The 10,185-nt window shown below is 55.6% G+C and carries 10 protein-coding genes and 2 pseudogenes; 7 read left to right on the top strand and 5 right to left on the bottom strand.

The annotated features are described in order from the left end of the window. Positions 1 to 243 (top strand): annotated as a pseudogene (locus AC3ZU9_RS22620) (acetyl-CoA carboxylase biotin carboxylase subunit); the annotation flags it as partial. Between the two features lie 197 nt (positions 244 to 440). On the opposite strand, the gene AC3ZU9_RS22615 reads toward AC3ZU9_RS22620, so the two are convergent. Next, complete coding sequence (locus tag AC3ZU9_RS22615; RefSeq protein WP_490091360.1) at positions 441 to 1,307, bottom strand: aldo/keto reductase family oxidoreductase; 867 nt, start codon at positions 1,305 to 1,307, stop codon at positions 441 to 443. Between the two features lie 99 nt (positions 1,308 to 1,406). On the opposite strand from AC3ZU9_RS22615, the gene AC3ZU9_RS22610 reads away from it, so the two are divergent. After that, entirely contained in the window at positions 1,407 to 2,315 is a 909-nt protein-coding gene (locus tag AC3ZU9_RS22610; RefSeq protein ID WP_490091359.1) for a LysR family transcriptional regulator, read from the top strand. On the opposite strand, the gene AC3ZU9_RS22605 is transcribed toward AC3ZU9_RS22610, so the two are convergent. Then, a complete protein-coding gene (locus AC3ZU9_RS22605) occupies positions 2,307 to 3,185 on the bottom strand; it encodes an NmrA family NAD(P)-binding protein (protein ID WP_490091358.1) in 879 nt (292 codons plus the stop codon). The two genes, AC3ZU9_RS22610 and AC3ZU9_RS22605, sit on opposite strands and share 9 nt — an antisense overlap. A 119-nt stretch (positions 3,186 to 3,304) precedes the next feature. Between AC3ZU9_RS22605 and AC3ZU9_RS22600 the strand changes: the two genes are divergently transcribed. Then, positions 3,305 to 4,222 (top strand): AraC family transcriptional regulator, encoded by a 918-nt coding sequence (locus tag AC3ZU9_RS22600; protein ID WP_490091357.1) that lies wholly within the window; start codon positions 3,305 to 3,307, stop codon positions 4,220 to 4,222. A gap of 81 nt (positions 4,223 to 4,303) precedes the next feature. Here the strand turns inward: AC3ZU9_RS22600 and AC3ZU9_RS22595 are convergent, their stop codons facing one another. Next, positions 4,304 to 5,218 carry a LysR family transcriptional regulator gene (locus AC3ZU9_RS22595; protein ID WP_490091356.1) on the bottom strand — a complete coding sequence of 305 codons (915 nt, stop codon included), beginning with the start codon at positions 5,216 to 5,218 and terminating at the stop codon, positions 4,304 to 4,306. 175 nt (positions 5,219 to 5,393) lie between these two features. Here AC3ZU9_RS22595 and AC3ZU9_RS22590 point away from each other — a divergent pair, with 175 nt between their 5' ends. Both AC3ZU9_RS22590 and AC3ZU9_RS22585 read left to right on the top strand, forming a co-directional pair. Further along, positions 5,394 to 5,972, top strand: a complete 579-nt coding sequence (locus AC3ZU9_RS22590) for an NADPH-dependent FMN reductase (protein WP_490091355.1) — start codon at positions 5,394 to 5,396, stop codon at positions 5,970 to 5,972. After that, on the top strand, positions 5,969 to 6,811 hold the full coding sequence (locus tag AC3ZU9_RS22585) for a pirin family protein (protein WP_490091354.1): 843 nt from the start codon (positions 5,969 to 5,971) through the stop codon (positions 6,809 to 6,811). The genes AC3ZU9_RS22590 and AC3ZU9_RS22585 overlap by 4 nt, the downstream gene beginning before the upstream one ends. 69 nt (positions 6,812 to 6,880) lie before the next feature. Here AC3ZU9_RS22585 and AC3ZU9_RS22580 read toward each other — a convergent pair whose 3' ends face one another. Both AC3ZU9_RS22580 and AC3ZU9_RS22575 read right to left on the bottom strand, forming a co-directional pair. Further along, positions 6,881 to 7,585 carry a methyl-accepting chemotaxis protein gene (locus AC3ZU9_RS22580; RefSeq protein ID WP_490091363.1) on the bottom strand — a complete coding sequence of 235 codons (705 nt, stop codon included), beginning with the start codon at positions 7,583 to 7,585 and terminating at the stop codon, positions 6,881 to 6,883. A 417-nt stretch (positions 7,586 to 8,002) separates the two neighbouring features. Further along, a pseudogene (locus tag AC3ZU9_RS22575) lies at positions 8,003 to 8,503 on the bottom strand (MCP four helix bundle domain-containing protein); the annotation flags it as partial. A gap of 242 nt (positions 8,504 to 8,745) precedes the next feature. On the opposite strand from AC3ZU9_RS22575, the gene AC3ZU9_RS22570 reads away from it, so the two are divergent. Together AC3ZU9_RS22570 and AC3ZU9_RS22565 are read left to right on the top strand one after the other, a co-directional pair. Further along, complete coding sequence (locus AC3ZU9_RS22570; RefSeq protein WP_490091353.1) at positions 8,746 to 9,786, top strand: AraC family transcriptional regulator; 1,041 nt, start codon at positions 8,746 to 8,748, stop codon at positions 9,784 to 9,786. A 135-nt stretch (positions 9,787 to 9,921) separates the two neighbouring features. Further along, entirely contained in the window at positions 9,922 to 10,131 is a 210-nt protein-coding gene (locus AC3ZU9_RS22565; RefSeq protein ID WP_490091352.1) for a hypothetical protein, read from the top strand. Positions 10,132 to 10,185 lie beyond the last annotated feature (54 nt).

Raw genomic sequence — 10,185 nt, 5'->3', positions numbered from 1 at the left:
TCGCACCTGTACAGCGGCTACAAGGTTCCGTCCAACTACGACTCGCTGATCGGCAAGCTGATCACCTGGGGCGCCACCCGCGACGAGGCCATGGCCCGTATGCGTAACGCCCTGGACGAAATCGTGGTCGACGGCATCAAGACCAACATCCCGCTGCACCGGGACTTGGTTCGTGATGAAGGCTTCTGCGAGGGCGGTGTGAACATTCACTACCTGGAGCAAAAGTTGGCAAATCCGGTTTGAAATTGATGGCCCGGGCCAGTCAGATGATATGAGGCAGGAGATCCGTAACCTCGCTCATCCGCTGCAACGCGCAACCTTTTCATTCGTGCAATCGGTAAGGGGGAGACTTGAATGAGTGCCCTGTTTCCCCCGCGCCTGGTGGATGGCAGCTAACACACTATTGCCTTGCATCGCCGGGGGAACGGTCCGCAATGCACTTACATACCCAGTGCGTCCAACTCACTCAGCAATGCAGGCGGGATGATCAACTCTGCCGCACTCAAGTTCTCGCGCAGGTGTGCCACCGAAGACGTTCCCGGTATCAACAGAATATTAGGTGAGCGTTGCAGCAGCCACGCCAGTGCGACGCACAATGCTGAAGCTCCCATACGTGTCGCAACGCTCGACAGCCCTTGCGACTGCAACGGCGAGAAGCCACCCAGAGGAAAGAAAGGCACATAAGCAATGCCTTGTTGGCCCAGCTCAGCAATCAGCGCTTCGTCTTGTCGATGCGACAGGTTGTAGTGATTCTGCACACAAACAATGTCCGCAATACCCTGAGCCTGCTTGACCTGAGTGGGTGTGACATTGCTCACGCCCAAGTGGCGGATAAGCCCCTGGCGCTGCAGTTCGGCAAGTGCGGTAAACGACTCTTCGATGGAACCTTCAGCGGGTCCCAATACGCTCCCCATCGCCCGAAAATTCACTACATCCAGTACGTCCAGATCCAGATTGCGCAAGTTGTCATGCACGGCACGGGTCAAATCGACAGGGCTCAGTGCTGGGTTCCAAGCGCCCTCAGAATCGCGCAGTGCGCCGACTTTTGTCACGATCACCAGGTTTTCAGCGTAAGGATGCAGGGCTTCGCGAATCAGTTGATTGGTCACATGAGGACCGTAGTAATCGGATGTATCAATGTGGTTTACGCCCTGGGCAACCGCTTCGCGCAAAACGGCAATAGCTGCTTTCGAGTCCTTGGGAGGGCCAAAAACATTGGGACCTGCCAACTGCATTGCCCCATAGCCCATCCGATTGACTGAGCGATTGCCCAATAAGAATGCACCTGCCTTTTCTATCTGATTCATGTTGCCTGCCTCCATCAAAGTACGTAGGCCCACTATAGGGGTTGACCACTTCACTGATAATCCTGTGCAATCGGCACAGCTTGTACGGCAGAGAGAACAATGAAATCTAATATTCAGGATTTGCTGGCCTTTGTAACAGTGGTCAACGCGGGCGGTTTCCGCGAAGGCGGCAAGTCCAGCAGCAAATCAGCATCGAGCCTCAGTGACGCGGTGCGCCGCCTGGAAGCGCAACTGGGTGTGAGGCTGCTCAATCGCACCACGCGCAGCGTAGTGCCGACTGAAGCAGGCACAAAATTGATGGAGCGCATCGTGCCCGCACTGGGTGAGGTCGAGTCAGCGCTTGATGTCGTCAACGACTACCGTGATCGACCGACAGGCACGCTTAAACTGAATGTGCCGACCAGTGCGGCACGGCTGGTGTTGCCGTCGATCATAACGCCCTTTCTGCAGGCTTATCCCGACATTCGCCTGGAGGTCATGATCGATGAGAACTTCGTCGACATGCTGACGGCGGGTTGCGATGCGGGTATTCGCTATGATGACCGTCTTGAACAGGACATGATTGCAGTGCCCATCGGGCCACGAATCCAGCGATTCGCCACGGCCGCTTCACCGGCCTATCTCAACGCCAGAGGTCGACCGGAGCACCCGCGAGACCTGTTGGACCACGCTTGTCTGCGTGGCAGGTTTCCAAGTGGCGCGATGCCGCCGTGGGAGTTTGAACGCGATGGCGAAAGCGTCAGCGTGGACCCGACGGGGCCATTGATTGTGAAGGTGGGTGCCGCCACGGACCTGACGGTCCAGGCGGCGATTGATGGCTTGGGTGTTGTCTATCTTTTTGAGGAGTGGCTACGACCCTACCTCGACAGCGGCGCACTTGAGGCGGTCCTGGAGCCTTGGTGGCAACCGTTCAGTGGGCCGTTTCTCTATTATCCAGGCCGTCGCTATCTGCCTTCCCCTTTGAGGGCCTTCGTGGATTACATCCATGCACAAGCACGATCAGCCTGAAACAGCTGGCTTGAGCACAGCGTGGCACCACTCCCGGAAATGCGTTGGTGTCGAGGTCTCTGGCGTTCGGGATTGGAGCTTATCGATCCCGTTATTCTTGGCCATCATCATGTCGACGACACCTGCTGCCATTGCGTCCGACATTCCGTGTGCCAGTAGGCCCTCACGGAATGCTTCGAAGGGTATCTGCTGAAAGCGCACTGCTTTGCCCAACACATCGGACATGATCAAAGCCATGTCTTTGAACGACAAATCCTCAGGCCCGAGTACAGGCACTTCCCCATTGCCGCTCCAGCTTGGGTTGATCAACAGACGGGCGGCGACTGCCGCGATGTCCTGAGTCGCGCAGGTAGGTAACTTGATATCCCCGGATACCGGAGAGAAAAACACGCCCTGGTTTTTGATTGAATCTACCTGCCTCAAGATATTGTCCATGAACGTAGGCATCACCAAGGCCCGATAATTGACCCCGGTGCTGGCAATCAAATCGTCCATGGCCAACGAGGCCGTGACCAGCCCGGCGTGCTTTGAATACCCGCGCCCCAGCCCGGAAATGGCCACTACTCGCGCCACCGAGTGACGCTCGATTGCGGCACACGCCGCTCGGCTGAAATCCAGGTAAGCGGACTCGATACTCAGCGCTTGAGGGTTGGGTGGCACCAGCCAAAACACGGAGTCGGCGCCTTGGAAGGCGCGGTCGACAACCGCGCGATCACTGTGTGATCCCTCAACCACTTCAACACGCTCCAAAATCTGCGCAGAGAGCCGCGAGGGGTCGCGCACGATGACACGCACGGGAGCTTGTTCGGCAAGCAGACGGTCGAGAACTTGGCTACCGATATTACTGGTGGGTGCGGTGACAACGATCATGATCCGATCCTGTAAGAAAGGCAGTGTCGACTGCCCGCGTACACCTACGATAGCGTGTGTCAAAAATACGATCTATGCTAAAAAGTCCAAAAATCTTTCTTAATCGTCCGGAATATTTCATGGATCCGCTTTCCGATCTGCTCTCCTTGCTCAGACCCCATAGCTACGTGTCCGCTGGACTGGATGCCGGCGGGGACTGGGCTATCCAGTTCAACGCCTACGATTCCAATAAATTCAATGCGGTGATCGCCGGCGGATGCTGGCTCGCCATGGAAGGTATTTCTGAGCCCGTGCGGCTCGAAACCGGTGATTGTTTCTTATTGCCCAGAGGTCGGCGATTTCGCCTGGCAAGCGATCTGTCGCTGACGCCCGTCGATGCAATGACTATTTTCTCCGGGACAAATACCGCGGGAGTCTTGACCTATAACGGCGGAGGCGATTTCTTTTTGGCCTGCAGTCGTTTTACGTTGGCGGCTGATCATGCCGAGTTCCTTCTGGGACAGCTCGCGCCTATCGTTCATATTCGCAACGGCTCGGATCAAGCCGACCTGCGCTGGTCACTGGAGCGGATGCGACAGGAGCTGCATGACATTCAGCCTGGTGGGTCTTTGCTCATCCAGCACCTTGCGCACATGATGCTGATTCAAGCCTTGCGTGCGCACCTCGCACAGGGTTTGTCAGAACATGTCGGCTGGTTCTACGCCTTGGCAGACAGAACGATTGGTGCAGCGATCAACGCCATGCACAACCAGCCGGCCCATCGCTGGACATTAGAAACGTTGGCCAAACACGTCGGTCTGTCCCGCTCCAGTTTCGCCCTCAGGTTCAAAGCCAAGGTCGGGACCGCCCCCATGGAATACCTGGGGCGCTGGCGAATGCTGTTGGCGGCTGACAAGCTGTTGAATGCTAACGAGTCCATAGCGTCCATCGGCTTGGCACTCGGCTATGAATCGGAAAGTGCATTCAGCACGGCGTTCAAGCGAATCATGGGCTGCTCGCCTGGACGCTACGCCGCAAAATGTGCGAGCCCAGCCTGAATACCTGGCGACTCCATTGCCAGCGCTCCAAACGTTAGAGGACATGTACCGCGCCTGCTCGCGCTTTGGCGCAGAAGGGTGTCACTCCCGATTTGCGGGAAAAACCTGCTCCTTGAGCTTATTCATCACCAGTTCAATAAATGCTGTTACCGCCAGTGGTAAATGTTGCCGGCTGGGATAAAGCACATGAAGACCGTACCCCGTGCGATGATACTGCGGTAATACCGCCACGAGCCGGCCAGCCTGGAGGTCGCCATTTATCATCGCGGCCGGCAGCAACGCAATGCCCAATCCAGCTAATGTAGCCTTGCGCAACGCCTGAGCGGTATTACCACTGAAACGACTGGTAATCTGCACATTTTCCTCGATACCACTGGGCCCGTTCAGGCGCCAGGTGGCGATACCGCTTGGATGGCCGAAACTCACACAGTCGTGCTGGATCAGATCCTCCAATGTAGTCGGTAGCCCCCTTTTACTGACGTAAGAGGGGCTGACGACCAAACCTTCGTTGCCCGCTCCAATCAGTTGGCGACCGACGTAGCTTGAGTCATGCAACGTGCCGCCGCGAAACGCGATATCAATCCGATCAGCGATCAAATCGGCGCGCGCATCACTCAGCACAAAGTCCAGGTGTACCCGCGGATGCTCGGCGAGAAAATCGGCAACCCATTCCATAGGGAAATAATCGAAAAAGTCGGCCATCGCCGCGATACGCACGGTGCCATTGGGCTCCTGGGTGCCCGTCGTCAGTTGCTCGCCGGCGTCAATCAGACTTTGCACCGCACCCAGGCATTGCTCATGAAAAACCTGACCTGATTGGGTCAGGGTGAGCTTGCGGGTGGAGCGTTGCAGCAAGCGGGTGCCCAATTGGACCTCAAGTTGCTGAACCCGCCGGCTCAAGGTATTGGAGGGCATCCCAAGCTGCCGCGCCGCGCCGGCAAAACTGCCGCTGCGAACGACTTGGACAAATAACGCGACATCGTTCAGATCAAGCATCTCACTCAATTCTCAACAAAAATGGATCGGTTCATTCCGATTATGCCATCTAATCATGCAATCACCCTCTGTATATCCTCGTCGCATAGCTGCTTCGGGGTTGGGTCTTCAAGCTCTGTTGGCTAGCTAATCATTTGTTTTGCCAACGCTGGCGCACAATTGGCTGGAGCCAACCATGACTGCATCTGTCCCTCTTATCGGCATCGTTACAGGCTCAAGCCATGAAACGCGCTTCGGCGAAAAGCACGAACTATGGATCTACGAGGTAGCCCAACGGCGTGAAGACCTGGCCATTGAGTTGATCAACCTGCGTGATCATTCGCTGCCGTTCTTCTACGACGCGCAATCCTCTCTCCCTGCCGACTTAAAAAATCAAGCCACCCAACGTTGGCTCGACAGCCTCGCACGCATCGACGGTCTGATCGTGGTCACTCCGGAGTACGACCAGGGCACAAGTGCCGAGCTCAATATTGCCTTCGCCTTGGCGGGCCAGAGCCTGTGCCGCAAGCCGATCGGCTTCGTCGGTTATGGCGGCAGCGGTCGCGCCATTGAACAACTGCAAAAAGTGGCTATTGAGCTGCAAATGGCTCCGGTTCGCAACGCTGTGCATATCGGTATCGCCGAATTCATCGGCATCTGGCAGCAAGGCAAGCTTTTCAACGATTACCCACACCTGACCCAAGCAGCTCAAGGGCTGCTCGACGATATCGCATGGTGGGCCCAGGCACTCAAAGCATCGAGGAAAAACACATGAACGCTAACGTCCAAAATATGCAACGCGCCATTGTTCACCGCACCAAGGGCAGCACCCATGGCCCTATTACGCGGCTCATGAGTCCGAGCGATCTCGGCGAGCGGTTAAAACCGTTTATCTTCCTGGATATTTTCAGCCTGGACGCCAGCCGTGGCGGCAAGTCGAATTTCGGCATGCACCCACACTCAGGGATCGCAACCGTGACCTTCATGACCAAAGGCGACATCGCCTATGAAGACACCACTGGTGCCTCAGGTGTATTACTGGCTGGCGGCGTTGAGTGGATGCGCGCCGGCAACGGCGTGTGGCACGACGCCACGCTGGCCAACGAGCGCTCAATGCAAGGTTTCCAACTGTGGGTGGCACTACCGCCATCGCTGGAAAACGGCCCTGCGCAAAGTGTTTATCTTGAACCCTCCCAAGTGCCGCACTCAGGGCCGGCACGGGTGCTCCTGGGGCAATACGGCGCTGTCCAAAGCCCGATTGAAGCGCCCAGTCCAATGACTTATCTGGCTGTGAATTTGAAAGACGGTGAGTGTTGGCAGTACACCCCGCCCGCCGGCCACACCGTAGCCTGGCTCGCAGTAAATACGGGTCAGTTGGATGTCGGGGCATTGATCGATGCCGGCGAACTGGCGGTGTTTCAGGAAAGCGAGCAATCCATCGAGTTCATCGCGCAGGGCGATACTTCATTTGTGCTGGGTTCGGCGATAAAACATCCTCACGATTTGGTGATGGGCCACTATTCAGTGCACACCAGCAAGGCAGCACTTGCCCAGGGCGAAACAGAAATCCAACGGATTGGCGCTCGCCTGCGGCAACAAGGGCGACTGAAGTAACGCTTTGGCAAGCGGGGCTCTCACTCAATCAACCAGAGCCCCGGGGTTCATGACGATCAGCTGCAACGATTACAGCTCGAATCTCTGCAGCGATACCCGCAGTTCGCTGGCAAGCCTTGCCAACGCCGCACTCGCGCCGAGCGTCTGGTCCGAGCGAACGGCCGACTGCGTTGAAAGATCGCGGATACGCACAAGGTTATGGTCGACCTCCCGAGCAACTTGTGCCTGCTCCTCCGAGGCGCTGGCAATCACCAGGTTACGCTCGTCAATCCCCGCGACGGCTGCGGTAATCAGCGCCAGCACTCGACTGGTCGACTCCGCTTGCTCGCGGGTAAGGCCGGCCTGCTCAGTGCTCGATGTCAACGCCTGTACCGTATCCCGAGTGCCCTGCTGGATCTTATCAATCATGGTCTCGATCTCCCGCGTCGACTCGCCGGTACGATGCGCCAATGCACGCACTTCATCAGCTACCACTGCGAAACCACGACCAGCCTCCCCTGCCCTGGCCGCTTCGATGGCTGCGTTAAGTGCCAGCAGGTTGGTTTGCTCCGAGACAGAGCGAATAACCTCCAGCACGCGACTGATATCCTGAGTGTGCGACGACAGCAACTGAGCGCGCGCCGATGCACTGGCGATAAATTCAGCCAGCTCGGACACTGAACGAACCGTACGATTGAGCTCCTCCGTGCCCTCACGTGCCGCGTGTGTGGAAGCCCGGGATTGCTCGGATGTCGCTACCGCATTTCGGGCAACCTCATCCACGGCCTGGCTCATCTCCGTGACCGCAGTAGCTGCCATCTCAATTTCGCTGTTTTGTGCATTCAAGTCGGCGTGACTGTCGCGCATCAATGCATCCATTTCCTCGGCTGCCGAACCGAGCTGGCCAGACGCGTCGCCCACTTGTGAAAGCGTGGATTGCAGGTTTGATCTCATCCGCTCCATCGACTGCAGCAACATCGCGGCCTCGTCCACGCCCGAGATATCGATCGCTACACGGCGCAAATCACCGCAAGCAATTTTTTCAGAGGTACTCAGTGCCTGGCTGATAGGCCCAGCCAAACTCAAGGTTAAGCGCCAGGCCAAAAAGACCGTGGCGAGCACCGCGAAGCTCAGCACCCACCAGATGACGGTTTTCGCGCTGTCGTAAGCGTCACTTGCACGCGCACTGGCACTGGCCTTTTCACTGTCGTTGAACGCTTCCAATCGCTTCAGATGCTTGTTTATGTCTTGGGCAATCGTGACCATTTTTACCATCACGATTTCACGAGCAGCTTCCCGTTGATTGGCGTTTAACAACTCGAATGCGCGCTGCGCGTCTGTGCTGTATTGACGATATGAGGAAGCGATGCCTTCGATAAGATCGGCTTCGCCTGCTGAGCCAATCAAAGGCTTGTACGCAGCAATGGCAGCATCGAACGCTTGCAACTGCGATTGAAAACTCGCATACGCGCCCTGCAACTGTTGATCATCACTGGAGAGGAGCTTGACCGAGTCAACTCGAGTATTCGCAAACGCCAAGGCGATGTCATCACCTAAAGCGATCCCTGGCAGAGAGCTGTCTTCGATGATCAAACCTTCGGCGCGGACGGTCGTCAGCTGGTGAATACTGAACAAACCGAGCCCGCCGACAATAATCACCATCAACAAAAAACACGCGAGCACGCGTTTAGCGATGTTTAACTTTCTTAACATCATCAATCAAATTCCTTTCCATCACTGATAAATAAAATTGATGCATCACTCTAAGCAGAGCACGCTAAGTCGCAGCGTCAGGCGACCTAGAGGTCACACGTTTCAATTGGCTGAACGATGACGAGCACTAACGGAATATCATTACCCCAACACAGAGCGGATAAAATGCATTAAATTTGCGCCATCCAAACACCATCACAATAACAACAATGGGGACTCAACCATTTGCACATGGAATAACAATGCTAACTATCTCTTCACCGTTCGCCTTGGCATGCATTGAAGCAATTACCCCTGCAGATAAAGATATCTCTGGGCCCCCTTTTGTCGCAGCAAAGGAAAAATCCCCTGACGCCAGCCAAAACATTCCGCTGAGTGTGCTCAACCAGATGCTGATGCTGGCGCAGCAGCGTAACAATGATGAAGACATCGGCTTGTTGGCCTACCAGAAAGCTCATCCTGGCAACCTGGGTGTGTTGGGCTACGCAATCATGTCCAGTGCAACCGTTCTTGATGCGCTCAGGCATATCGTTGAGCATCACTCAACGGTAGGTGTCGGATTCTGCATGTTTCTTGACGAGCAGCCTTCCAGGGTGAGAATCGTTGGCACGGCGGCGGGCCCGCTCGATTGCGCACTGCCTAGAGTATTCATCGACGCCGTCACTTCAATCACCCTGGGCCTGCTGCACTGGCTCGTACCTGCGGCCCGCATAGTGCCGATGAGCGCTGAATTCACCTATGCCAAACCTGAAAAAACACACCACCTGGAGGCCCTCTTCGGCAGACACATAACATTCTCCGCGACCGCTAACTCGTTGACCTTCCAACGTAGCGATTGTGAACTTCGACTCTCAACGTTCAACCCATCGCTACAGTCGATTCACACTAACCAATTAAGAATGCAGCAACGTGAGATAGAGAATGGCGACACAACCGCCTACATCAGACGCATCATCTTGCAGCATGTGCACCAAGGCAAACCCTTGACCATGGATCACGTGTTGGAGAGGACAAGCCTTACACGGCGGCAACTTACAAATGCTCTAAAAAAAGAAGGGACTCGCTTTCAAAATTTGCTAGATGAGGTAAAGCGTCAACGCAGCTGCCAGCTCTTGATCCATTCATCCATCGCACTCAAACAGATCGCCTACACCGCAGGCTTTAAAAATCAAAGTGCATTTAACAAAGCCTGCGTACGATGGTTCGGGATGTCACCTGGTAACTACCGATCGTCCGGCAGCGCCCCCTCTGCACGCGTGTTTAAAGCGGATGGCCAAGTCTAACCACGGAATCGAATTCACGGGCCCTCCTTCGAGCGCTTTCAGTTATCCGCGGCTGACATTTGTTTATCCTCACCCATTCGACGTCCCAAACTCAGCCCAAATAGGCAGAGAATTGTCAAAAATCGGGAAATGCCTATGAAGTCGATCGACAGCAAGACCACGGACTTGATGAACATGCTGAAAAGCTTGATGAGGGATGACAAAAATCTGAGTCCGCAGGATCGCGAGGTTCTGCTTGACGCCCTCAATGACTTGCTGGTTGCCACGCGCAATTTAAATCAACAACTGGGCTCGTTAGGCGAACGCATCACCCGACCAAAGGCAACATTATATTTAGTCAAGTGATGGAGCGTTCCTGCCCCAACTGGAAACGCCCTGCGCACCAAAAAAGCCCACGCC

The sequence above is a fragment of the Pseudomonas sp. A39 genome (assembly GCF_058145955.1).
The sequence above is the reverse complement of the archived record's forward strand: the minus strand, read 5'-3'. Positions and strand labels throughout refer to the sequence as shown.

Coding starts and splice junctions, on each gene's coding strand:
- AC3ZU9_RS22615 (WP_490091360.1), bottom strand. CDS start 1,307: ATGAATCAGATAGAAAAGGCAGGTGCATTCTTATTGGGCAATCGCTCA.
- AC3ZU9_RS22610 (WP_490091359.1), top strand. CDS start 1,407: ATGAAATCTAATATTCAGGATTTGCTGGCCTTTGTAACAGTGGTCAAC.
- AC3ZU9_RS22605 (WP_490091358.1), bottom strand. CDS start 3,185: ATGATCGTTGTCACCGCACCCACCAGTAATATCGGTAGCCAAGTTCTC.
- AC3ZU9_RS22600 (WP_490091357.1), top strand. CDS start 3,305: ATGGATCCGCTTTCCGATCTGCTCTCCTTGCTCAGACCCCATAGCTAC.
- AC3ZU9_RS22595 (WP_490091356.1), bottom strand. CDS start 5,218: ATGCTTGATCTGAACGATGTCGCGTTATTTGTCCAAGTCGTTCGCAGC.
- AC3ZU9_RS22590 (WP_490091355.1), top strand. CDS start 5,394: ATGACTGCATCTGTCCCTCTTATCGGCATCGTTACAGGCTCAAGCCAT.
- AC3ZU9_RS22585 (WP_490091354.1), top strand. CDS start 5,969: ATGAACGCTAACGTCCAAAATATGCAACGCGCCATTGTTCACCGCACC.
- AC3ZU9_RS22580 (WP_490091363.1), bottom strand. CDS start 7,585: ATGAGCCAGGCCGTGGATGAGGTTGCCCGAAATGCGGTAGCGACATCC.
- AC3ZU9_RS22570 (WP_490091353.1), top strand. CDS start 8,746: ATGCTAACTATCTCTTCACCGTTCGCCTTGGCATGCATTGAAGCAATT.
- AC3ZU9_RS22565 (WP_490091352.1), top strand. CDS start 9,922: ATGAAGTCGATCGACAGCAAGACCACGGACTTGATGAACATGCTGAAA.